At 47.3% G+C, this 24,298-nt stretch carries 16 protein-coding genes; 13 read left to right on the plus strand and 3 right to left on the minus strand.

Translation table 11 applies throughout. The features are described from left to right. The first annotated feature begins 8 nt into the window (after nt 1-8). From EIZ39_RS05420 to EIZ39_RS05475, 12 genes are all read left to right on the plus strand, one after another. Complete coding sequence (locus tag EIZ39_RS05420; protein WP_129198264.1) at nt 9-266, plus strand: acyl carrier protein; 258 nt, start codon at nt 9-11, stop codon at nt 264-266. A 2-nt stretch (nt 267-268) separates the two neighbouring features. Further along, nucleotides 269-1,501 carry a beta-ketoacyl-[acyl-carrier-protein] synthase family protein gene (locus EIZ39_RS05425; RefSeq protein WP_129198266.1) on the plus strand — a complete coding sequence of 411 codons (1,233 nt, stop codon included), beginning with the start codon at nt 269-271 and terminating at the stop codon, nt 1,499-1,501. Further along, nucleotides 1,494-2,699, plus strand: a complete 1,206-nt coding sequence (locus EIZ39_RS05430; RefSeq protein ID WP_129198267.1) for a beta-ketoacyl synthase N-terminal-like domain-containing protein — start codon at nt 1,494-1,496, stop codon at nt 2,697-2,699. Before EIZ39_RS05425 ends, EIZ39_RS05430 begins: the two co-directional genes overlap by 8 nt. An 11-nt stretch (nt 2,700-2,710) precedes the next feature. Further along, nucleotides 2,711-3,145 (plus strand): 3-hydroxyacyl-ACP dehydratase FabZ, encoded by a 435-nt coding sequence (gene fabZ / locus EIZ39_RS05435; protein WP_129198269.1) that lies wholly within the window; start codon nt 2,711-2,713, stop codon nt 3,143-3,145. A gap of 40 nt (nt 3,146-3,185) precedes the next feature. Then, the gene (locus EIZ39_RS05440) at nt 3,186-4,772 is read left to right on the plus strand and encodes a phytoene desaturase family protein (protein ID WP_164984915.1); all 1,587 of its coding nucleotides are present in this window, start codon (nt 3,186-3,188) and stop codon (nt 4,770-4,772) included. A gap of 3 nt (nt 4,773-4,775) precedes the next feature. After that, entirely contained in the window at nt 4,776-11,249 is a 6,474-nt protein-coding gene (locus EIZ39_RS05445) for a non-ribosomal peptide synthetase (RefSeq protein WP_129198273.1), read from the plus strand. A gap of 35 nt (nt 11,250-11,284) precedes the next feature. Beyond that, on the plus strand, nt 11,285-16,876 hold the full coding sequence (locus tag EIZ39_RS05450) for a non-ribosomal peptide synthetase (RefSeq protein ID WP_129198274.1): 5,592 nt from the start codon (nt 11,285-11,287) through the stop codon (nt 16,874-16,876). A 12-nt stretch (nt 16,877-16,888) separates the two neighbouring features. After that, a complete protein-coding gene (locus tag EIZ39_RS05455) occupies nt 16,889-17,629 on the plus strand; it encodes a 4'-phosphopantetheinyl transferase family protein (protein WP_129198276.1) in 741 nt (246 codons plus the stop codon). Then, nucleotides 17,610-18,326, plus strand: a complete 717-nt coding sequence (locus EIZ39_RS05460) for a thioesterase II family protein (RefSeq protein ID WP_164984916.1) — start codon at nt 17,610-17,612, stop codon at nt 18,324-18,326. Before EIZ39_RS05455 ends, EIZ39_RS05460 begins: the two co-directional genes overlap by 20 nt. Nucleotides 18,327-18,488: 162 nt before the next feature. After that, on the plus strand, nt 18,489-20,585 hold the full coding sequence (locus tag EIZ39_RS05465) for a sensor histidine kinase (RefSeq protein ID WP_129198280.1): 2,097 nt from the start codon (nt 18,489-18,491) through the stop codon (nt 20,583-20,585). Next, nucleotides 20,582-21,280, plus strand: coding sequence for a response regulator transcription factor (locus EIZ39_RS05470; protein ID WP_129198282.1), 699 nt, complete (start codon nt 20,582-20,584; stop codon nt 21,278-21,280). Before EIZ39_RS05465 ends, EIZ39_RS05470 begins: the two co-directional genes overlap by 4 nt. Nucleotides 21,281-21,540: 260 nt before the next feature. Further along, a complete protein-coding gene (locus EIZ39_RS05475) occupies nt 21,541-21,714 on the plus strand; it encodes a hypothetical protein (protein WP_164984917.1) in 174 nt (57 codons plus the stop codon). A 54-nt stretch (nt 21,715-21,768) separates the two neighbouring features. Here EIZ39_RS05475 and EIZ39_RS05480 read toward each other — a convergent pair whose 3' ends face one another. From EIZ39_RS05480 to EIZ39_RS05490, 3 genes are all read right to left on the minus strand, one after another. Next, nucleotides 21,769-22,161: a globin domain-containing protein gene (locus tag EIZ39_RS05480; protein WP_240675713.1), complete on the minus strand. Its 393-nt coding sequence runs from the start codon at nt 22,159-22,161 to the stop codon at nt 21,769-21,771. Nucleotides 22,162-22,236: 75 nt separating this feature from the next. Continuing rightward, nucleotides 22,237-22,686, minus strand: a complete 450-nt coding sequence (locus EIZ39_RS05485) for a GNAT family N-acetyltransferase (RefSeq protein WP_129198289.1) — start codon at nt 22,684-22,686, stop codon at nt 22,237-22,239. 288 nt (nt 22,687-22,974) lie between these two features. Next, nucleotides 22,975-23,160: a twin-arginine translocase TatA/TatE family subunit gene (locus EIZ39_RS05490; RefSeq protein WP_129199122.1), complete on the minus strand. Its 186-nt coding sequence runs from the start codon at nt 23,158-23,160 to the stop codon at nt 22,975-22,977. A 193-nt stretch (nt 23,161-23,353) separates the two neighbouring features. Here EIZ39_RS05490 and EIZ39_RS05495 point away from each other — a divergent pair, with 193 nt between their 5' ends. Continuing rightward, nucleotides 23,354-24,289 (plus strand): hypothetical protein, encoded by a 936-nt coding sequence (locus EIZ39_RS05495; protein WP_129198291.1) that lies wholly within the window; start codon nt 23,354-23,356, stop codon nt 24,287-24,289. Nucleotides 24,290-24,298 lie beyond the last annotated feature (9 nt).

Genomic DNA, 24,298 nt, shown 5'->3' on the forward strand with positions numbered 1-24,298 from the left:
GCTTGGAAATGAATGAACAGCAACTAAAAGAAGAATTAAGAGAAATGATTGCCGCAACCATTGAGATCGATGATTTTGCCGATGATGAGAATTTTGTTCAGGATTTAGGTGTAGATTCCATGATGGCGCTTGAAATCGTGGCACGGATTGAAAAAGCGTATCGGATCCAGATTGCTGAAGAAGAGTTGACGAACTTGCAATCGTTGAATCAGGTCGTTGCTGTAGTCATCAAAATTATGAATGAAAATGAAACAAAGGAAGTCTAATCATGCAAAGTCCGACAAAACGAATTGCCATTACAGGTCTGGGTGTGCTGTCGCCGATTGGATCTGGCCAGGAAAAATTCTGGCAGCAGCTCTGCTTAGGCAGCGTCGGAACAGGACCGATTCAATCGTTTGATACGTCTTTGTTTGATATCCGAAACGGGGGTGAAGTAACGGATGTCGATCCTTCCACCTACTTTCGCGTTATCGATCCTGCCAACTGCGCGAGAACCACACAGCTGGCTGTTGCTGCCACACGGATGGCGGTAGACGATGCCCGCTTATCCTTTCATGACATGGACATGGAGAGAGTGGCTGTGTGCATGGGAACGACGATGGGAAACCAAACCATCGTGGAATCCAGTAACAACCATCAAATGGGGAACGGAGCAGAAGTTCCTTCTAGTCTTTGGTCTTCCTATCCCACATCTTATGTTTGCGTAGCCATCGCGGAGGAATTGGGGATTGGCGGCCCAAGTATGACCATCCCAACGGCCTGTGCAGCAGGGAATTATGCTATCGGTTGGGGAGCCGATCTCATTCGCGACGGCAGTGTAGATATCGCCATCGTGGGGGGGACAGATGCCTTGTCCCGCGGGTGCTATGCGGTGTTTCACAGGCTGGGTGCCATCTCACCGGATGTGTGCCAACCGTTTGATGCGAAGCGTAAAGGGACGCTCGTAAGTGAAGGGGCAGGGGTATTGGTCCTTGAGGACTATGAACTTGCCGTTAAACGAGGGGCGCGGATCTATGCGGAATTTCTAGGGTACGGTTTATCCTGTGATGCTCATCATCCTACAGCGCCCCATCCAGAGGGAGCAGGAGCGAAGTTAGGCATGGATCGGGCGTTAGCGGAAGCGGACTGTGATGCTTCGCAGGTTTCCTATATTAGCGCACATGGAACAGGAACGCGTGCCAATGATTCAACCGAGTCTCTCGCTGTTCGAGATACATTTGGTGAAAGATCTGATGATATTCCGTGCAGCTCGATCAAATCGATGCTTGGTCATACGATGGGAGCAGCCAGCGCTATTGAAGCCGTCACTTGTTCCTTGGCACTATACCATCAGATGGTTCCTCCAACAGCGAATTTTCAAACGCCGGATCCGGAGTGTTTGAACCATATCGTTCCGAACCAACCGATTCAGCAAGAATTGCAGGTTGTCCTCAGCAATTCCTTTGCCTTTGGGGGAAATAACGCAACGATTCTATTAGGACGGAGGGATCAAGATGAATAAGCAGGATTCCATCGTCATTACAGGAGCTGGCATTGTTTCTGTCTTCGGGTCGGAACTGCAAGAATTCTGGTCTAGACTTCTGGAAGGCAAACGTCCATTGCCTGACCCCGATTACCCGTCGGGTGTGATGGTAACGAACTGGGATGCTGAAGCCTTGCTGGGGCGCAGAGGCTTGCAATATCTCCCTCGGAGTGCTCGTTTTCTGGCTGGAGCTTCTTTATTAGCTATGGATGCGGCCAAGCTTGAGCGCGTGTCACAGGAACCGGAAACGTTAGGAGTAGTGGTTTCGGCCAATCTTACAGGTCTAAAGATTATGTCTGAATATGATTATACGGCGATCTCAGAGGGTCCACGCTATGTCAGCCCGATGCAAGCACCGAATACGCTGGCGAATGCCGGTTCTTCCCATCTCGGTACCCGAATCAAAGCACAAGCTTTAAATACAACCATCTCCACCGGACAATGCGCAGGTCTTGACGCTATTGGTTATGCCGCACGGATGCTGAACGCATCCCGGGCCCTTCGTCTTGTCGTAGGGGGAGTGGAAGAGTTAAACGATCGTGTCCTGAGCTGCTACAAGCATATGGGAGTATGGTCTGAGGATTCAACCGAGTGGGCTGGTCGCCCTTTCCTCCTGGATTCCACAGGCTGGTTACCAGGGGAAGGTGCGGCGTCCGTCATCCTTGAGCGAGCATCCAGCGCACGGGAAAGAGAGGTTCAGCCCCTCGCGAAAGTGTTGTCATGGGCTTCAACGACTCCCCTTGGCAGGGAGGAGCGCGATTCAGGCGGGACGTTGCGGCGAGCGATCAAACAGGCGGTGCAAAAGGCGGGGCTTGGTCCCGAGGTCATTGAGCTTGTGATTTCAGGCGCCAGCGGGTTTTCAAGGCAGGACCGTGCCGAGGCTTCCGCACTGGCCCAATATTTTTCTTCTTCGGAATCGGTACCGATCTGCTCCCCGAAAGGCATTATGGGAGAAACCTATGGGGCTGGCGGCCACTTTCAACTGATTACGGCACTTGGTGCCTTAAAGACGGGGTATCTTCCAGCCACCATTCCAAGCGATCTAGACAACCAGCTGTTTAGCGGTCTAAATATCACGCGTGATTGTACAGCTTGGAAATACAATAAAGGAACCATTTTACTCATTTCTCAGGACTATTACGGCTGTTCTTCGGCTGTGGTGATACAGAACTTTTAAGGGGGAGCCAGATGAAACCGGTATTGACTTATGACGAGATTCGCGAGTTGCTGCCTCAAGCTTATCCAATGATCATGATTGACACGGTTTTGGAGCTCGAGCCCGGCGAGCGCATTATCGCACTGAAGAATGTGACGGGAAACGAATGGATGATGCCAGGGCATTTCCCTAAACAGGCGATATATCCTGGGATTTTCATTATTGAGGGATTGGCTCAGTCTTCCATTGTCATGCTTCGCTCGATGCAGCAAGAAGAAACGGAAGCAACCTACTTGCTTGCGGGTACGAAAATTCGATTTGTAAATGTCGTGAAACCTGGTGACCAGCTGCATTTTACCTGCAGCCCTGTCAAAATCATCAGTACGGGAGGCATTGTAGACTGTGTGGCGACGGTCAATGGCGAAACCGTCGCAAAGGGCGAAATCTCTTTTGCGATCTGTCCCTAATCCCGCTGTTGCTGATAAAAATAAAGGATGGAGAAAATCAATGAATTCTACTTCTCGTCAGGCAAAATCGATCCCTATCGTCCAACTGGAAGACTCGTACGATGCCATTATTGTCGGAGCAGGGATTGCCGGGCTTTTTGCTGCGAACTTTCTGGCACAGCAGGGTGTGAAAACTTTACTCCTTGAACGCCACTACGTCGTTGGTGGATACATGCAGGGGGGGTGGGAGCGAGGTTTTTATTTCGACTACGGTATTCAATCCAATGAAATCATGGGTGGAATTCTCCCTGCTCTTGAGAAATTGCAGCTGAATGATCGCGTAACCTTTCATCCCAGCAGATATAGGCTCTTATCGCCCTTTAATTCCCTCGATGTGACTATTAACAGTATGGACGGGGCAAGGCAGGCATTTATTCAAGCCTTTCCTGAAAGCGAAGCCGAATTACATGCTTATTTTGATTATTATGACCATGTATATGAGGTTGCGCGTCTGTATAACTTGAAAGGATTTCGCGGGATCATAGAGGGCGACGCCCAGTCGTTTATGCCAAATTACGAAAGCTACTGGTCCAAACTCCCCCATTATGAAGCCTTTAAGGAATACAATTCCACCATCTCCTGGAAAAAGACTAGAGAACTTCTTGGAAAAGATAGCAGGGTGTCCCGCATCTTGACTCACATGGGCTATCGCAACCAAAGTGTTTTTGCTACAGGTCTGTTTTGGTATATGTGGTGTGATGATTACTACTACAATGAGGGCGGAAAACAAGCCCTTCTGGATATGCTTGCGGATGCTTTTACCGAACGTGGCGGAACGCTTGCGCTGAGAGCTTCTGTGGAAGAGATTGTGGTCAAGGACAATAAGGTAAGAGGGATTCGATTAGCTAACGGACGTATGATCCGTGCCCATCATGTCATTTCGAATGCCGATCTGCGCCACACCATGGAAAACCTTTTGCAATATCATCCTTCTGTGACCCAATGGATCGAACAAATGAAGAATACACCGGTTAGCGAAGCGATGTTTACAGTTTACCTTGGGTTGAAAATGAGTCCAGAGGAGCTAGGGAAGCATCTGAAGGGAGTTCATCATACTTGGTTTTTCCCGACACACCTGCCTTCTCCAGATCCATTCGGGGAAGCGTTTCACCAATCTCTGCCGATGGAAATGTCAGCGCCTTGTTTACTGGACCCGAAATTGGCCAAGGAGGGGCACTCTACCCTCATTCTACAGACGTTCAGCTCTTATGATTGGATGCAGCGCTGGAGAATTGAGCCGGACGGGAGGCGTCAGCGCAGCTATAAAGAGCTAAAGAAATTGGCGGAGGAACAACTCATTGAAAATGCAGCTCAAATTATTCCTGGTTTGCGATCAGCGATCGTACACAGCTCGTCAGCAACCCCTTTAACTCATCATAGATATACGCTAAACAGCGGGGGAGCTACGGCAGGCTGGACATGGAACCCGAAACGGACACTCATAAGCGCCACCGATCAACGGATTGTGACCCCTATTGAAAACCTTTATTGCGCTGGACATTGGACCATCTGGCCTGGTGGCGTGGTGACAGCCCTCGCCTCTGGTAAAATAGCCTCCGACTTAATCCTGAGCAGCCGTGGGCGGTGATATATGATGAACTTTGAAACTTTGCAAGATGCCATCTTACAACATGGAAAAGATAGCGAACAGGGAATCGGTTTTATCCAACAGGATAATGCGATCCTTCATGTCACGTATCCTGAACTACTTGCTAGAGCCATGAAGATCCTAGGAAGCCTGCAACGCAATGGGGTGAAACCGGGCGATGAGCTGATTTTTCAGATCGAGAAGAATGAACCGTTTGTGTATGTGTTCTGGGCCTGCATCCTGGGGGGCATCGTTCCTGTTCCGATCACCTTGGCGACGATGGATGAGTATAAGCGGAAATTGTTTCGGATTTGGGCAACGTTAAGTAAGCCTTATTTGGTGACAGACGCCAAGCAATTCAACTTGTTGGAAACCTTCGCACAAGAGGAGGAGTGGAAGTCCGTTTTTCGGAACATTGAGAAACGAACTTTTCTGGAAGAAGTTTGGAATGGGGACACGGGTGAACCAGGTGTCCTCGTACCTGCTTCACCAGATCAAACGGCATTCATTCAATTTTCCTCGGGGTCGACAGGTCAACCCAAAGGTGTCGTCATTAGCCATCGGAACGTTGTCCATAACGTTGCAGCGATTGGTCGTGTGATCGGTTTTACGCCGGATGATTCGGTATTAAGCTGGATGCCGTTGACCCATGATTTGGGACTCGTCGGATTTCACCTGACCCCCTTATTGCATAACATCAGTCATTACATGATGCCGCCCGCTTTATTTATTCTTCGTCCCCAGCTTTGGATGCAGATTGCGGCTGATCTAAGGACTACGGTCACGTGCTCTCCGAATTTCGGGTACATGCATTTTGCCAACTACTTTGATCCAGAAAAAGCGAGTACATGGGATCTTTCCAGGATTCGGGTGATCTTAAATGGGGCTGAACCGATCTCTCCGTTTGTTGTCGATCGCTTTTTGAGGCAGCTGTCGCCTTACGGACTAAAACCATCCGTGATGATGAATTCGTATGGGTTGGCAGAGGCCTCCTTAGGAGTTACTATGCCTCCGAAAGAGGAGTCAACCGTGACGGTTTTGATATCTCGCGAGTCTATGGGACTCGGTCACCCTGTGGTTGAAAGCAACGAACAAACGGACTCTGTTGTTTTCGTTGATCTTGGCCATCCGCTTGACTATGTCGAGGTAAGAATCGCTGATCAACAAAGCTGTCCGTTACCAGAGAAGGTTTACGGTGAAATTCAAATCAAGGGACTCAACGTAACTAGCGGTTACCTCAACAACCCTGGGGCCAATCAGAAGTTGTTTACATCCGACGGCTGGCTTCGAACAGGCGATATGGGATTTATGCGAGGCGGAAGGCTGATTGTTACAGGACGTTTAAAAGACATTTTATTTGTGAACGGCCAAAACTTTTTTGCCCATGATGTGGAACGGGTCGCTGAGGAATGCTCCGGTATTCGGGAAGGAACGACGGCAGCCGTTGGTTGGATCGATCCAAAAAGTCAGGAAGAGAAGATCATCCTGTTCGTGCAAGTCAGGGGGAGGAACAAAGAACAACGCTTTGCCCCCATCGCCTTGCAGCTGCAAGCCTACCTGAACAAAGTATTCGGCTTTCAGTGTCATGCACTACTCCCTGTATCCTTGATTCCCAAAACAACTAGCGGAAAACTGCAAAGATATCAATTAGCGGAAGACTATCAAAATGGAATCTATCGTCAAGTGGAAGAAGAAGTAAATAGACAAATCCAAATGATTCATCAACTAGAATATGAACAACAGGATGTGCCATGGACTGGCCGCAAACGAAAACTTGCGGCTATTTGGGAAGAGACGTTGGGTTCTAAACCAGCCTCTGAGACCACTCACTTTTTTGAGCAGGGGGGGAACTCTCTGAAAGCGGCTGGGCTGCTGACTAAAATCTATCAAGATTTTGGGGTAAACCTTTCCTTTCGTCTGCTTGTTGAGAACCCCACCTTTGGAGCCCTAGTCCATTATTTGGAACAATCGGACCAAGTGATCTACAAGTCGATTCCCCTCCTGCCTGTGCAGCAAGCGTATGAACTTTCCCCATCCCAGGAGAGAATGTTTTTCCTTCAACAGCTCGATCCAGCTAGTACGGCATACCATGTGCATTACGCTTATGTGATCAAAGGCCAGCTCGATCATGAGCGCTTAGAGGACGCCCTCAGCAACTTAGTATCCAGACACGAGTCGCTGCGAACTTGTTTTCGAATGGAGGATGGGCGTCCCGTGCAGATCGTGATGCCAGAGGCGAGAGTCAACGTGGAGCAGCCGGACCATAGGATTCAAGGGATCCGAGAATGGCTTACTGTTTTCATTCGTCCATTTGTTCTATCTGAAGCCCCTCTGTTTCGTGTAGGGCTGGCTGAATGGCAAGAGGGACGTCAGGTGTTGGCTTTTGATTTTCATCATATTGTGGTGGATGGATCATCCGCTCAGCTATTATTTCGCGAACTGATCAAGCTGTATGAAGGGGAATCGCTTCACCCGATTCCATTGCAATACAAAGAATTTGCTGCTTGGCAAAAGGTTCGCATGCAGGAAGATGCGTACGTGCAACACATGGCGTATTGGCAGGAGCAACTTAGCGGGGAGCTGCCTGTGCTTGATTTGCCTTTAGATCATCCACGGCCTCCGATTCGAGGGAAGGCCGGCGATCAAGTTCTGAAGGTGATGAGTCCTCGGTTGCAGAAGCAGATTCAAGATCTCAGCCTACAGACGGGGACTACGGAGTATATGGTGCTCCTGGCAGCCTTTCAAACCTTGCTATCACGCTACAGTGGACAGGAGGATATTCTGGTAGGTTCCGCTGTAGCTGGACGAATCCATCCTGATGTGCAGGAAACGGTCGGCATGTTTGTTAATACGCTTGTCCTGCGGGGAAAAACGGAAGCTGGCAAGACGTTTCGTGAATTTCTCCTTGAGGTCAAGGAAGCTGCTGTTGATGCTTATGAGCATCAAGAGGTGCCCTTCGAGTCCCTTGTAGATCGGTTGGAGATTCTCCGGGATATGAGCCGGAACCCGATTTTTGATGTTCTGTTTTTGTATCAGGATTTCGAGTATGGCGAACTCGTGGTAGACGGAAATTCTTGGGTCCCTTATACAGAAGCTCCCATCTCTGCCAAAATGGATCTCGTGTTGGAATCGCAGCGACGCAACGGAGAGCACCTTTTCCGTTTTGAATTTGCCGCAGATTTGTTCGACCGTCAAACGATCGAGCGACTGGCAGCCCATTACCTGAACCTACTGGAGCAGGTTACACAAAATCCTGGCCTGCAGCTCGGGCACATCGATCTCTTAAGCACAACAGAGAAAAAGCAGCTTCTTCAAAAATGGAATGAAACCGATCTGTCATTTCCGCAGCTACAAAGTTTACATCAGCTATTTGAACAGAAAGCCGACAGCTCTCCTGAGAAGATTGCCTTGGTCTTCGAAGGTCAATCGTTTACTTACGGGGAGCTCAATTCAAGAGCGAACCAGTTGGCGCGTACATTGCGTCAGCAAGGGATAGAAGCGGACCAAACCGTGGGGTTGCTGATCAGACGATCAGCTGAGCTGGTGGTTGGCCTGCTGGCGATTTGGAAGGCGGGAGGAGCCTATGTGCCACTAGACCCTGCTTATCCGAAGGAACGAATCGATGAGATGTTAAAGGATAGCGGAGCTCGGATCTTGCTGACTACAGCCGAGTTTAACCCGTGGAGAGATTTCGGTGGAGTGATCATCGATGTCACTTCTCCGAAGGCCTATGCACAAGATCAGGGGAATTTACCGTCTTATGCCAAGGGAAGCGACTTAGCTTATATGATCTATACGTCCGGCTCTACAGGAAAACCCAAAGGGGTCATGATTGAGCATGCGAATACGATCAACTTCGTCTTCGGCATGGCGGAAGCTTTGCCATGGTCCCGTTGTTCCCGATTTTTATCACTCACAACCGTATCCTTTGATATTTTTCTCTTGGAGCTTTGGGGACCGTGGTATGCAGGGATAACAGTTGTGCTTGGCCGTGAAGAGGAGCAGTCCGACCCGAAAGAAACTCTTCGCCTCCTGGAGGGTGGGCTGATTGACGGAATCCAGCTTACGCCGTCGCGACTGCGCGTCTTATGGTCGGCCGTCTCGGCCCCTAGCAGCATGAGTCATTTGAAACTGCTGCTGGTGGGAGGTGAAGCATTGGCTGGTTCAGACCTTGTTTTGCTGGAGAAAGTCAGCCCGTATCAAGAAGGGAATTTGGTCTTGTACAATTTATACGGTCCTACGGAGACGACCGTGTGGTCCACGGCAGCTCGGATTGATCAGCGAAACATCCATATCGGCCAACCGATTGCCAACACCAAGGTTTATATTGTCAATGAAGCGGGCTGCGTTCAGCCCATCGGGGTGGCGGGTGAACTCTGCATATCTGGCGCTGGTGTTGCCCGCGGCTATTATAATCGACCTGAGCTGACAAAGGAAAAGTTTGTGCCGGATCCTTTTACATCAGGAGAACGAATGTACCGAACCGGCGATTTGGCCCGTTGGCGGGCAGACGGCACCCTCGAGCATCTTGGGCGGATCGATCAGCAGGTGAAGCTTAGAGGATTTCGGATTGAACTGGGGGAGATCGAACAGCGAATGCAAGAGTTAGATGATGTGCGTGAATCCGTCGTGACGGTGTCCCAGGATCCTGCTGGCGACAAGCAATTATGCGCATATTTCACCGCAGACCAACCCGTGGAGGCTGCCATGATCAGGATGCATCTGTCTGATTTTTTACCAGATTATATGATCCCGACCTACTTCAAGCAGCTTGAGCGAATTCCGCTGACTCCAAACGGAAAGATAGACCGAAAGTCACTGCAGCAAATGGCGATCGGCGCGTCTGAACCGAAGTCTATAGAAGAAGCGGAAGCGCAAACCGGGTTAGAGCTTCATTTGGTGAAGCTCTGGCAAGAGGTATTGGGTATCCAGCAAGTCAGGGTGAGTGAAAACTTTTTTGAGAAGGGTGGAAACTCTCTCAAGGCGATGACGCTCGTGCTCAAGATCCAGCACGAACTACAGGTAGATGTCCCTGTCCGAGAGGTGTTTCTCTGTCCCACGATTCGTCAATTGGCAGCATGGATCGAAGAACAAGGTAAGCATGATTCTCATCAAACGATACCACCCTTGCCCGTTCTGCCATTTTATCCGGCCTCTCCTGCCCAGAAACAGATGTTTATGCTGTATGAACTTGCACCGTCTAGTAGGGCCTATCACGTAACGACTGTTCTCGAGTTGGATGGTGGAGTGGATCAGCAAAAGCTAGGGCAGGTTTTACAAGCCTTAGTTGATCGCCATGAATCCCTGCGTACCCAGTTCTATGTACATGAAGGCGAGATTGTCCAGGAGGTGGTGACTCACGTCAAACTAGACTTGGTCTACCAGGAAGGGATAGAAGACGAGGTGGAGGATTGGATCAAGACGCTTGTTCAACCCTACCGTTTGGATCAGGCGCCCTTATTTCGCACCGGCGTATTGAGAGTGGCATCGGATCGTCATTTACTGCTTATTGATTTGCACCATATTATTTCCGATGGGGCATCTATGAACATCTTAGCCGAGGAATTCTCTCACTTATACGACGCCCAGAAGCTTCCGCCTCTGCGAATCCAGTACAAGGACTACTCCGCTTGGCAAAAAGAGCGGATGACTAGTCCAGAATACCAGGCGCATGAGCAATATTGGCTGCGGCAACTGGGTGGGTCATTGCCCGTACTGCAACTTCCCATTGATAAACCTAGACCTGTGATACCGAGTTTTGCTGGGGATGTGGTATCCATCAAAGCGGATCGACAGCTGACATATAGCCTCCAGCAGTTAACAAGGGCGACGGAAACGACCTTGTTTATCGTGTTGCTTGCCGCTTACCAGACTCTATTGAGTAAATATAGCGGACAAGAAGAAGTGATTGTTGGTACGCCTGTTGAAGGGCGCTACCACTTGAAGGCAAAGGAGCTCGTTGGGATGTTCGTAAACACCCTCGCTATGCGGGCGAAACCAATAGGAGACAAGACGTTTCTGACTTTCCTGCAAGAGGTAAAAAAAGTGACGTTGGAGGCGTTTGAACATCAGGAAGTTCCTTTTTACGATTTGGTTGAAAAATTAAATCCTGTGAGAACGAGTCAAAGAAACCCATTATTTGACGTGATGCTCGTTTTGCAACCGATTGAAAAACAGGAATACGAAAGCAACGGGTTACGCTACCGCGAATATCCGATGAATAAACATACCGCGCAAGTCGACCTGAGTCTAGAAGCAAGGGAAAATCGTGCAGATGAGAGTCTAGGCTTCCAGTTTGAATACCGAACCGATCTGTTTCGTCACAGTACAATCGAATCGATCGCAGAGGACTGGATTCAATTGCTCCATATCATTTGTGATAACCCCTATATCCTTTTACAAGAGATTCGATTCGTTGCCGAACAGGATCATTTGAGTGAGGAGCTTTCGATCCCTGATTGGGATTTTGATTTGTAACAGAATTTATATACTTATTTCCAAGGAGGTGCAACATGGAAACTAGAGCCGATTGGCGTCAGCATATTCAATACTGGGTTGACCAGCTGAAGGGGGAGAACTTAGCAGAAGTTTTAGATCTCGAGAATAGGCGAACATCAACGGGGAAACTCTCGATGTCAATCACAGAAAAACTCTTGGAAATCAGCCGGAATTCAGATCACCTGCTCTATCTGCTGCTATTGTCTGGTGTTCACTATGTACTTACAAGGAGGACTCGCACATCCGAGCTCGTCGTTGGCGTTCCTAAACTAGGGAAGAAGTCTAGCCAGGAGCTTTTACCGGTAAGATTGAAAGTGAAGATGGAGCAATCCTACAAGGATTATTTGCAGGACATTCGGACAGCGGTTCAACAGGCGTATGAGCAGCAGGATTTTCCTTACGGCCTGCTGTTTGAAGAACTGAGAGTCCATGGCATTAGCAGCGGGGAACCGCTTTTCCATGGGGCTGTCACTCTCAATACACTGCATGGTGAAGGATGGGAAGAAAACCCTCTTGTAGGTCACCAATTTCACTTTCATAAAACAGAAACAGGGATCGAGTTGGAAGTCATCCAAAGCACGGCCAACAATTTCAACTTCGCTAAGATCGAGCTATTTTTTGACCAGTTAGTTCGCTTTTATCAAGAAGCCTTATTTGATTCCAGCAGGAAATTGTTTGCCATAGATCTTTTATCTGCAGATGAACGAAATCAGCTTCTCACTGTGTTTGCGGGGAAGGCAGGAGCTTATGCCAAAGATCAAACGATACATGAGTTGATCGAGGAGCAGGCCGCACGTACACCTGATCATGCGGCACTGGTATATAACGATAGGCAGTTAAGCTACCGGGATTTAAACGCCAAGGCGAACCAATTGGCGCGATGGTTAAGAAAGAAAGGGGTTGGACCAGGTTCCATTGTAGCTCTTCTATCCGAACGTGCGCCTGAAATGGTGATGGGGGTTTTGGCCGTATTGAAGGCAGGGGGGGCCTACCTGCCGTTGGACCCTAGTTATCCTCGGGAGCGGATTCGTTTTATGCTATCGGATTCTGGTGCTAACCTCCTTCTAACCCAACCTTCGTTGGCTCACGATACTTCCTTTTCAGGAGAATCCGTGATGCTAAGTGAAATTCCAATCTCTGAGCAAGATGAAACTAATCTTGAGCCGTTGGCAGGACCGAATGATTTGGCTTATATCATTTATACCTCAGGTACAACAGGCAAGCCCAAAGGGGTGATGGTAGAGCATCATGGACTGTGCAATATCAAGGCTGCTTATGAAGAGATCCTGAACATTACGCCTGATGATCGGATCCTTCAGTTTGCCAGTTTCTCCTTTGATGCGTCTTGCTGGGAAATGTTCATGGCCTTGTTTAACGGAGCAACCTTGTACTTGCCGATAGCATCAGAAATCCTAGACAACCGGTTGTTGGAAGATTACATCACGAGGCATCAGATTACAACGGCAAGCTTGACGCCTGCCTACGCTGAAATTCTTAATCCGGATCGGGTTCCATCGATTGCTAACCTGATCATTGGAGGGGCCGCAAGCCATCCGAAGTTGATTCAAAAATGGAAGCATCGCACTCGTTATTATAACGCCTATGGTCCAACGGAAGATTCAATTGATACAGCGGTTTGGCTGGTCCCTGATGATTTTTCAGACGGCCAACCGGTGACGATTGGCACTCCACTGAACAATCACTATGTCTATATTGTCAATCATGATTTGCAGCTTGTTGCGGTAGGGGATGTTGGTGAGCTCTGCATCTCAGGGGACGGTCTCGCCAGAGGCTATCTAAATCGACCCGAACTGACAAGGGAGAAGTTCATTGATAATCCGTATGCACCAGGAAAGCGCATGTACCGAACAGGGGATTTGGCCCGTTGGCTGCCTGATGGAACCATTGAATATTGGGGTCGCATAGACAATCAGGTAAAAATCCGCGGATACCGGGTTGAAATCGGGGAGATCGAGTGCCGATTGTTGTTGCATGAGCGGGTCGATGAGGCAGCTGTTCTGGCCTTAGAGGAAGACGGGGATCACGTATTGGGAGCCTATTACGTGGCTGACCAGCCGATTCCGTCGGAGGAACTTCGTGCTCACCTGGCGGAGGTATTGCCAGATTATATGCTTCCTACTTACTTCATGAAGCTCGAACAGATGCCGCTTACGGTCAACGGGAAACTGGATCGCCAAGCGCTCCCAAAACCGGAACGCGGACGGCTCTCAAGCCAGTATGTATCGCCTCATTCTGCCTTCGAGGAAATACTAGCCGAGATTTGGCAGGAGGTGTTGGGTATTAAGCGTATTGGTATGATAGAAAACTTCTTTGAGCTGGGTGGCCATTCACTCCGGGCAATGACACTTGTATCGCACATTAATCTCAGGATGGGAACGGAAGTGCCGCTGCGTGAACTATTTCAGCATCCGACAATTCGCGAGCTTGCCAGATGGATGCAAGAGCATGCGATGCTCTCGCCTTACTCTCAGATAGAACCCGCCCCCCGGCAGGAGACCTATATGTTGTCTTCCGCACAGAAGCGGATCTTTGTGCTGCAGCAAATGGATGCTAAAGGTACGGCCTATAATATGCCCGGATTTTTTGAGCTGGAGGGCGAACTGGATCCTGGGCGGCTTGAGCAGGCCTTTCGCCAGTTGATCGCTCGCCATGAATCCCTGCGAACCCAGTTTATTCTGTTGGACGGACAGCCCAGGCAGAAGGTTCTCGAGACCGTACCGTTTGCAGTGTCATACGTAAGCGGTACGGAAGAGGAAGCGGCGAAGTGGAAGCAATCTTTCACCCAGCCGTTTGATCTGGCTCAAGCGCCTCTGCTGCGGATTGAAGTGATGACCCTATCTTTGGATCATCACCTACTCGCAGTTGATATGCATCATATCATCTCAGACGGCATCACGGTCAGCTTGCTGGCGAACGAGCTCAGCACGGTGTATAACGGAGTGGAGCTTCCCCCTTTGCGCATACAGTATAAAGACGTGGTGGTATGGCAGAACGAACAGCAGCAAAGCGAAGACTATGCTAGACAGGAGGCCTACTGGCTGAATCAATTGGCAGGAGAACTACCGGTACTTCAGCTGCCGACCGACCGGCCTCGTCCCGCAGTACAGAGCTTAGCCGGTGCGGTAGTAGAAAGGTGGGGCGACAAAAAGTTAAAGCAAAAGTTAGAGCGGTTGTCCCAGCAAACCGGTAGCACGCTGTATATGGTCCTCCTCGCGGCATACCAGACTCTGCTGTCGCACTATAGCCGACAGAATGACATTATTGTAGGCTTACCGATTGCAGGAAGGCCGCATGCCGATCTGGAGGGGATCGCCGGGATGTTCGTCAAAACGTTGGCGATGCGCGGGTACCCTCAGACGAATAAATCCTTCATAGAGTTCCTTGCGGAAATGAAAGAAATCGCGCTGCAGGCGTACGAGAATCAGGAAGTGCCCTTCGAGACATTGGTGGATAAGCTTGAGATCCAGCGTGACGCTAGCCGCAACCCCGTCTTTGACACGATGTTGGTGCTGCAGAATATTAATCGAGCGGAACTGGATATGGATGGGCTGAAGCTGCGCCCTGCCAAACAGACAGTTACGGACGTGAAGTTCGACCTGATCTTGGAGGTTGAGGAGCAAGCGGATGAACTCTGGTTCTCTTGGAAATACAGTACAGCGTTATTTGAGCGGGAAACGATCGAGCGATGGTCGGTTCACCTGCTGAGACTGCTGGAGCAGGTCACGGATCACCCGGATGTACAGCTGGGACAGATTGATTTATTAACCGAGGCGGAGAAAAGACAAGTGCTCGTTGATTTCAACGATACGAATCAGGATTACCCAAGAGATAAAGCGGTTCACCAGTTGTTTGAAGAGCAAGTGGAAAAGTACCCGGATCGGATCGCCGTCGTATTTGAGAACAAACAGTTGACGTACCGAGAGCTCAATGAAAAAGCCAACCAATTGGCCCACACTCTGCGGCAAAAAGGAATCCAGGCTGGCGATCGGATTGGGATTCTTGTGGAACGCTCCATGGAGATGATCATTTGTACACTCGGCGTGATTAAAGCGGGAGCCGTTTACGTACCGCTTGATCCGGCCTATCCACCTGAACGCATTCAATACATGCTTAGCGATTGCGGGGTTTCTATGCTGCTTATTCATCGGGGCTTGGCTGATCCTGTTTCCTTTGCTGGATCGATCTTTGATTTAGACAAGGAGGACTGGTTGCAGGCTGTGACAAGCAATCCGCCATCGTTGACGGAACCGGAGCATCTCATCTATGTCATTTATACGTCAGGTTCGACAGGTCAGCCGAAGGGGATCGCAGTTGAACACCGCAATGTCGTCAATCTTGTTACCGGGTTGAAACAGCAGGTTTATTACGCAGCAACGGAACCTCAGCGTTTTGCCTTGCTGGCTGCTTATATTTTTGATTCTTCGGTTAAGCACATGTTTTTCAGTTTGGTGCATGGGCATACCCTCGTGGTGGCACCGGAACAGGTACGGGTGGACGGAGCTCAGCTGGTTGAATTTTTTGAGCGTCATGATGTTGCGATTTCAGATGGCACACCCACCCATTTGCAATTGCTGTTGGCGAGCTCGGCTCGTGACCTGAGTCTTCAACACTTTTTAACTGGCGCAGAAGCGCTGTCGATGGAACTTGTTCGTTCGATTCGGACGCGTTTTTCTAGATCACTGCAAATCACGAACTTATATGGTCCCACAGAATGTACCGTTGATACCACTTCGTATGTGGTCACGGGCACGGAATCCTCTAGCATACCGATCGGCAAGCCGATACCAAACTATCAAATCTACTTACTGAATCCGCAAAATAACTTAGTGCCGATTGGGATTCCGGGTGAATTGTGCATCAGCGGGGATGGATTGGCAAGGAGCTATTGGAACCGACCAGAGTTGACAGCCGAGAAATTCGTGGAACATCCATTTATACCAGACAAAAGAATGTACCGAACCGGTGATTTGGCCCGTTGGCTTCCCGACGGAAACATTGAGTATCTCGGGCGGATCGATGATCAGGTGAAAATCCGGGGATATCGAATTGAATTAGGGGAGATAGAAGCGGCCTTGGCGCAGTTCCCAGGAGTGCAAAGGAGTGTCGTCATTGTCCGTGAAGATGTCCCTGGCGATAAGCGTCTGGTTGCTTATTATGAAATGTCAGGGAAGGGAGAGATTGCGGATCGAGAAATGCGCCATTTTCTTAAACAGAAGCTGCCCAATTATATGATCCCAGCCTCGTTTGTGTCTGTTCCGTCGCTGCCTTTATTGGCAAATGGGAAATTAGATCGTAAATCCTTACCGAAGCCGACAAATCATAGCAAGTCCTTAGGGGATATTTCCCAACCCATGACCCCAACGGAGAAAGCTTTAGCGTCCATCTGGTCGGATGTTTTGGGCCAAGAACATATCGGCGTTCATGATAACTTCTTTGAGCTTGGCGGTGACTCTATTCTTGCCCTTCAAATCGTATCAAGGGCTCAGTTGATAGGAGTGGAACTGACGATTAAACATGTGTTCCAATATCAAACGCTTGGGGATTTGGCAAAGGCGGCGGTTCTCCATGATCAAGCGAACAGCTAAAGGCTATCGACCATGAGAATCGCAGCGGTAAATATCACCCGTGTTGATCCCGTTTGGTGTGATCGCTTGTCGCCCTTCCTGAGTCATGAAAGACAAGAGAGGATACAAAGATATCGGTTTCAAGAGGATCGGATCCGATCTTTATGCTCTGAGATGTTCATTCGAGTCTATGCAGCTAAGCTTTGGGGTTTAACAGGGAAGCAACTAAGGATGGCAACGAACAGCTTTCAAAAACCTTATATCGTTGGGATGCCCCATGCTCATTTTAATGTATCGCATTCAGGAGAATGGGTGGTGTCTGCTTTTGGATCGTTTCCCGTCGGCATTGATGTAGAACAAATCAGACCGATCGACCTTGAGCTGGCCCATCGATTCTTTTCTACGAAGGAAGTAGCCCAATTACAGCTTCAGCCAGAGGAAGAAAAGTTAAGTTATTTCTTTCAACTGTGGACATTAAAAGAAAGCTATGTGAAAGCGAAAGGGATGGGATTATCGATCCCTCTTCAGTCCTTTTCTTTTGAGTGCAAAATGGGAAGTATTCTTTTTCGATGCGAGGATGAACAGGAAAACTGGTGTTTTAGGCAATATGCACTCGCTTCTGGTTATGAAATGACGATCTGTTCTTTGCACCCCAACATGCCAGGGGAAATAGAAGTCTTATCTTGGAGAGAATTATTGGAGCAATTTGTGCTTACCTTAGATCCGAGAGACAGACAGCAATTATTACCATCATTTGGAGGGGAATCAAATTAAAGTATTTGGTATTCCATACGCTGGAGGTTCTGCGTCTATTTATTATCATTGGAGGGAAATGCTCGGTCCAGCTATACAATTTATACCCGTAGAAATGGCAGGACACGGCAAACGCATGGGGGAACCGTTATATCAAAGCTTTGCCGAAGCCGTGGATGACCTAGAGCTGCAAATCACAAAGCAGTTGGACGGCTCGTCATTCGCCTTATTCGGTCATAGTTTAGGGGCTCGTTTAGCATTTGAAGTAAGCCGTGTCTTAAGCCAAAAAGGGCAATCCCCATGCCATTTATTTGTATCGGGAAGCAGTGCGCCACATCGTACTCGGCCGAAGCAGATGATTCATGATTTGGATGATGAACTGCTTATCAAGGAACTCGTCAAAATGGGAGGAACACCTGAATCACTTCTAGACCATCCGGCTCTAGCAGAACTATTTCTTCCGATCATTCGAGCAGACTTCGCGATCTCGGAAAGTTATCAGCTCATGGAACCCGATGCCGTGCTGTCTTGTCCCATCTCGGTTTGGTATGGAGATCAAGAGATTGGGGAAGAAGAAGATATCCTTTCCTGGAGTCGTTATACCAACGAATGTTTCAGCATACATTCCTTTTCGGGAGGTCACTTCTTTATTCAAGATAAGGCAAATGAGCCAGAGATATACCGGGTGCTGGGAAGCTCACTAAAGTTACCTAATTGATAAAGAAAAAAACGGAAATACCATTTAGACGCAAGCCCGCCGTGGCTGCGTCTTTTTTTTGTCAAAGAGAGGGAATTGATTGTAAATACTGTTTTTTATGAAAACATGTAGTAAGATTAACGTATAGTAAAAGTGACCTATATCGATAGGAGTTTATGGATTATGTCTAGATTAGGTAGTTTGCTTCGGATCGTTATCTTGTTCATCATATGGGGTGGATTGGGTCAGGCGGTATTTGCTCAAGAGAATCTTAGAAAACCTGCGACCCTAGATTTATCAACGTGGGAACCCTCTGTTGGTATCGTGGGCTTGGATGGGGAATGGGACCTCTACTGGAATGAGCTAAACCCTGAACACTTGAACCGATTGAAAGAAGAGCCACTCAAGGTGCGTGTCCCATCGATCTGGAGCCGGGCGAGCGTAGAAAATAAGGAGCTGCCAAATGTAGGGTTCGCTACCTATCGAATCAGAATCCTCCTGCCTGATTATCAGGATCCACCGCCCTTGTCCCTTTATATAAGGGGCGTGGCCACTTCATATCGCTTATGGATCAACGGAGAACTCTTAGCCGAAAATGGTACTGTTGGTAACTCATTTGAAACCATGGTTCCTTACAATTTGCCAAAGGTGATTACCTTTGTGCCCAAGCCCGGCCACAATGAACTCGTGATGCAGGTTTCCAATTTTGTTCAGCGAAAAGGGGGGATCTGGGAACCCATACAACTTGGGAGTACGGAGCAAATTGGGCAAGAACGGTTACTAAACTTTGCTTCAGAAGCTTTTATCATCGGCTGCTTGCTTATCATGGGAATCTATCATCTAGGACTCTATGCTGGAAGAAAAAAGGATCTCTCTTCCCTTTATTTTGGAAGCTTATGTCTGGCTGTTGCCGTACGAACCTCGGTGTTAGGTGAAGCCGTCTTGCTCTATCTCATTCCTAGTTTCTCTTGGGAATGGGCTGTAAAGCTGGAATACGCGTCCATCTTCATCGGTATGCACATGATTGCATTGTTCATCTGCCGAGAGTATACAAAGAAATATGGTTTGATCGTCAAATTATCCATGGTTATACATGCCTGTTTACTTCTGCTAGTCATGGTGACTCCTGCCCGAATCTATACCCAGCTGATGCTTCCTTATCAACTGCTTGTGATGGTCCCTGTTCTCCTCATTTTGTTAGTTGGTTTCCTACGGGTTTCTATGAAAAGAAGGATAGATTTCATATTCAATATGACAGGATTTATTTTCTTTGCGGCTTCGATTATCGGTGATATTTTATTTTATAATCACTTGATTCCAAATGGGGGATTCACGCCATATGGATTGCTTATACTATTGTTTTCTCAATCGATCCATTTATCATTGAAATTCTCCCAAACAGCGCAAAGGGCCGAGCGATTGTCTGTGGAACTAAAGGCAGCCAACGGAACGCTGGAACAAAAAATTCAAGAGAGAACAATAGAGCTTCGCCGTTCCAATGAAGAACTAAAGAGAGTGAATGAACAATTGTTCCGTGATGAACAGTTTCGGCGTCAACTGCTGTCTGATATTTCCCATGAGCTGGGAACCCCCATCACAGCGATACGCGGACTCTCTATGGCCATGGCAGACGGATTCGTTGCCGAGGATTACACCAGATACGCCACTCGAATCTATGAACGGACTAAGCTGCTTGAACGTTTAATCGATGATTTAGTGGAGCTTACGAAACTAGAAACAGAACAGATTCAATTTGAATTCCAGAAGGTTGATGTGGTTTCCTTTTTTCATCATCTATACAGCTGTTATGAGATGGATATGCTCGAGCGAGCTGCCCGATTTACCTGGAAAGCCCCTTCTGACACGGAACTCGACGATAAGGGTAGACCTTTAGCCCACGTGGACACCCTACGAATGGAGCAGGTCATTGCAAATATATTGGCAAATGCGAAAAAGTTCATCCCTGATGAGGGGAAGATTGAAATGAAACTGGAGATTCGCGAACGAGATCTTCTCGTCCAAGAAGCTGTCATAAGTATCACGAACAATGGACCCATGATCCCAGAGAAAGAGTTGGATGCGATATTCGAACGTTTTTACCGATCACCAGAGAGCAAGCAAGCCATGGAAGGGTCTGGGCTAGGACTGTCGATTAGCAAGGAAATCATACGCTACCATGGAGGAAACATCCAAGCGAAAAATATAGAAGGTAAAGGCTGTTGCATCTATTTCGCCATTCCAGTCTGGTTTGAAAGGGAGGAGGCAAAGGCAGAGAGATGAATATATTGCTGGTAGAAGATGATTTGGACATCATGGAGATCCTAGGCATGTATTTGCAAACGGAAGGCATGAATGTTTCGATGGCATCGAATGTGGCATCGGCCTATTCTATATTCCTACAGAAAAAGCCTGACCTTTTGCTTACCGACATCATTCTTCCAGACGGCACCGGTCTTGATCTTGCGCAAAAAATTCGTGAAATATCCTCGATCCCGATTATCTTTGTCAGCTGTAAAAAAGAGCCTCAAGATATCATTGATGCTTTGCGTCTGGGGGGAGATGATTATGTCACGAAGCCTTTTGACTATCGCGTCATTGTTGCTCGGGTTAGTTCCCAATTAAGAAGAGCTCATCTTAACGGGTTTAAGCATAAAGAAGCAGCCACTCCTGTATGGAGCGACTATCGATTAAAAATCGATGCGCGAAGCATGAAGGTGGAAATTCATGGGCACCCGGTCGCATTATATGCCAAAGAGCTGAAGCTATTATTGTTCTTAGTCGAACATGCCAACCAGGTCTTTTCAGTGGAACAGCTATATGAGAATATCTGGGGATGGAATAAAGAAAGTAGTCATCGTACCGTTATGGTTCACATACGAAACTTGCGGAAAAAAATCGAAGAAAATCCAAATGATCCGCAGTATATCCTAACCATTCGAGGGTTCGGATATAAGTTTTGTTGGCCCAGTCCGTAGCAGCGAAAGATCCAAAGAAAGACAGTCTTCTACGTCCACCTCGGAATCTTGTTATCACCAAAACCGTGATAGTAAGAGGTCGGGGTATTTTTTTGAAGTTATGAAGATCACAAACAAATTTAACGAAATTTTCCTTTCTTTTATCTTTTCCCCTTAGAAAGAGAGAATTACAAAACTTAAGATCAGGTAAGCATAATAGAGCATTTTGGAGAATAAAGTTAATCGTGGAATGGAATACGAACACCATGGAGGTTTTTGGAATGGATTTAAGGGTGATAGATCTGCAGTACCGGCTCGAGCAAACCCAACGACATTTAAAAGGCAATAGTTACTTAAGCCAGATTTATAAAGATGATATTGAAGAAATTGAGAAGATTTTGCTGGAAATTGAGGTGATGATTCAATACCAGCCCCATAAATCTTTTTTAATGTAAATCTCTAATGTGGAAGAAGGTAGCCACAAGCGGGGCTACCTTTCGTAATTGAGATTAATCGCGATCAGGGCTATTGATCATTTGAAAGGCGACTTGGGATAACCGAATGATGATTTCATCATGTACGCTGCCTTGTATGCCAACTTCGTCCATGGCTTCTTCCATACATTTAAGCCATGCTTTTGCACGTCTCGGAGTGACTACAAACGGTAAGTGACGGGCCCTCATAGCTGGTGGGCCAAACTCTTCACTATAGAGTATGGGTCCGCCTAAAAATTGGGTTAAAAATAATTTTTGTTTTCTCATAATCTCGTCTATACCGTCTACGAATAGTGGACTTAAATCCGGGTCTTTCAAGACTCGGGGGTAAAATGCTTGGACAAGTTGGTTAACCCGTGCCGAACCGCCCAGTTGATCGTAGAGAGTTTGTGCTGAAGAATAGGACAAGCCTATCACCACCTGTACTTACTTTCGTATTAATGTGAGTATAGTACAGGAAGATACTTTTGGGTGTGATCGATCTCACAAGAGTTTTTTTTCCATTAGGATCGTGGGAGCTTGAGGTGGAGTGGGTATAGGGTAAAATCCAAAACGCTTATATAATTCATAAGCCTCATTATTTTGCTTGTCTACGTAAAATTGAAGAGTGTTGAACTTTCGCCCAAGAGCATATTTCTCAAGCCGCTTAAGATAAGAAGTGGCAATACCCTTCCCTTGATATCGTTCCTCTAAGACGCAAAGCTCAAGGAATAGGATGTTTTCCTTTTCGGTCCAACTTAAGAATCCCACTCTTTCCCCGCTAGGAGTTGTAAACAGGATCACTCGTGTATATTCATCCATGAGCTCAAGGATCCTCTTGTTGCTAAGGCCCTGGGCTGAAGGATAGTGACCGAGATTGCGCCTGATCAGGCGGAGTAGGTATCTGTTGTCTTTTTTACGAATCCGATTTCGGAAGTTTAACTTTATGATCATTTATGATTCACCCCTTCAATCACAACCCGATTTATTCTATGTCAGGGGCTCGAGAGGGGTTCTCTCAAGCAAACATAAAGTCTAGATGCTGCATAGTTTGTATTGGGAGCCTTAATGCTTCAGAAGGGGTGAATATGTGCAGGAAAGAAAGCACTCTTCCTATATTGCCGTGCCGAAGTCCGCGCTTTGGAGTTTGTTTACTCGTGCTTTAGGGTGGATAAAGACCAAAACCGAGAAAAAGTGAGAAGAACTCCTATGGGAGAATCTTCTCACTTCTAATGGAATGACTTACTTTATTGGTTTAGGATCTTCCTTCTTTTCATCATCTTCCATGATACCCTTAGTGGAATCTTTAAACTCCTTTAATGTACGTCCTACTGCTCGTCCTAATTCAGGCAGCTTGCTTGGGCCAAAGATAACCAGGGCAATAATGAGGATAAGGATTAAACCGGGTACGCCGATGTTCGAGAACATATCATCATACCTTTCTAGGTGAGTAATGTAATGTAACATCCTTAGTTTAGCTAAAAAAAGATAACTTAACAATGTCTCTTTTTTCTATACTTCTGAAAAGAATGTGACAGAAAAAAAGCATGAAACATGAGACAAACTCTAGTAGACATGTTATAGTATAAATATACCAATTTTTGAGAGTTAAAGGGGGGTAATGACACCATTGCTAGAACATATGTATACGCCCATCAGCTTAATCAAAAAGACATTCAAAACAGGTGAGAGATCTTTATCCCGCGATGAGATATTACATCGTCTGCGGTCCATGGCACAAGTTGAGGATCAAGCTGCTGAACCCTTAATTCAGCTTGCGTTAGATCAACCTTCCTCTCCATTCCGTGAAGGAAGTTCTCGTGCTGTCATTGAATATGTCCAAGAATCCCAACCCTTATCTCAACATGTGTTGAGAATTCTACAAGAGACGGGGAGTCCACTTTCTGAAGAACAGATTCTTCGTAAATTAAGAAGCCTAAACTTAATCTCTTGGAGTTTTTCTTTTGAACGATTAGGTTTGATGGGAGACCACCGCTTTTCCCAACTCAGCGATGGTCGTTGGATCATGAGTGAGTGGGAGATAGTTAACGATGAAATTTTTGAACTAATCCTAAGAAAGGAAACAAAAGAAATCCTTATGAAGGATATCCCTTATATCGTCCAGATGGTGAAGGGAATGTCTAAGAGGAAGAATTTGTTCCTTCCTGAGCTAGATGTTCGATTTAGAATAGTTGAAGATAAGATTTTACTACAAGTTGATACACAGCCTATGGCAGAAGAGCAAGCAAGCGAGTCTAATAACAATCTAATCTTGGAATCTCAACATACATCAATAATGGAGGTGGCGGCAGCCATGAATCAGGAAACCTTAGAATTAGTAGAAGTTGCAGGGGAGAAGACCGTTGTAGATCAAGTAGTGGAAGATTTAATGGGTGCGCTAATTAAATTAGAGAAGAGATCTGCTGAAATGAAAGACGAAGTAATCACTCATTTCACAGCTAATAATTTAGATGCGATTAAGTCCTTAATGTCTGAAAAGGAAAAAAATGAAAAAGTCCTTCTCAAGATTAAAGATATCGTAAACGATTTGTCTTAGATCGAGGAA

This window comes from Ammoniphilus sp. CFH 90114 (genome assembly GCF_004123195.1).
Classification (GTDB): Bacteria; Bacillota; Bacilli; order Aneurinibacillales; family RAOX-1; genus YIM-78166.

Excerpts from the sequence above, each read along its gene's own strand:
- EIZ39_RS05420 (WP_129198264.1), top strand. The coding sequence starts at position 9 with ATGAATGAACAGCAACTAAAAGAAGAATTAAGAGAAATGATTGCCGCA.
- EIZ39_RS05425 (WP_129198266.1), top strand. The coding sequence starts at position 269 with ATGCAAAGTCCGACAAAACGAATTGCCATTACAGGTCTGGGTGTGCTG.
- EIZ39_RS05430 (WP_129198267.1), top strand. The coding sequence starts at position 1,494 with ATGAATAAGCAGGATTCCATCGTCATTACAGGAGCTGGCATTGTTTCT.
- fabZ (WP_129198269.1), top strand. The coding sequence starts at position 2,711 with ATGAAACCGGTATTGACTTATGACGAGATTCGCGAGTTGCTGCCTCAA.
- EIZ39_RS05440 (WP_164984915.1), top strand. The coding sequence starts at position 3,186 with ATGAATTCTACTTCTCGTCAGGCAAAATCGATCCCTATCGTCCAACTG.
- EIZ39_RS05445 (WP_129198273.1), top strand. The coding sequence starts at position 4,776 with ATGATGAACTTTGAAACTTTGCAAGATGCCATCTTACAACATGGAAAA.
- EIZ39_RS05450 (WP_129198274.1), top strand. The coding sequence starts at position 11,285 with ATGGAAACTAGAGCCGATTGGCGTCAGCATATTCAATACTGGGTTGAC.
- EIZ39_RS05455 (WP_129198276.1), top strand. The coding sequence starts at position 16,889 with ATGAGAATCGCAGCGGTAAATATCACCCGTGTTGATCCCGTTTGGTGT.
- EIZ39_RS05465 (WP_129198280.1), top strand. The coding sequence starts at position 18,489 with ATGTCTAGATTAGGTAGTTTGCTTCGGATCGTTATCTTGTTCATCATA.
- EIZ39_RS05470 (WP_129198282.1), top strand. The coding sequence starts at position 20,582 with ATGAATATATTGCTGGTAGAAGATGATTTGGACATCATGGAGATCCTA.
- EIZ39_RS05475 (WP_164984917.1), top strand. The coding sequence starts at position 21,541 with ATGGATTTAAGGGTGATAGATCTGCAGTACCGGCTCGAGCAAACCCAA.
- EIZ39_RS05485 (WP_129198289.1), bottom strand. The coding sequence starts at position 22,686 with ATGATCATAAAGTTAAACTTCCGAAATCGGATTCGTAAAAAAGACAAC.
- EIZ39_RS05490 (WP_129199122.1), bottom strand. The coding sequence starts at position 23,160 with ATGTTCTCGAACATCGGCGTACCCGGTTTAATCCTTATCCTCATTATT.
- EIZ39_RS05495 (WP_129198291.1), top strand. The coding sequence starts at position 23,354 with ATGACACCATTGCTAGAACATATGTATACGCCCATCAGCTTAATCAAA.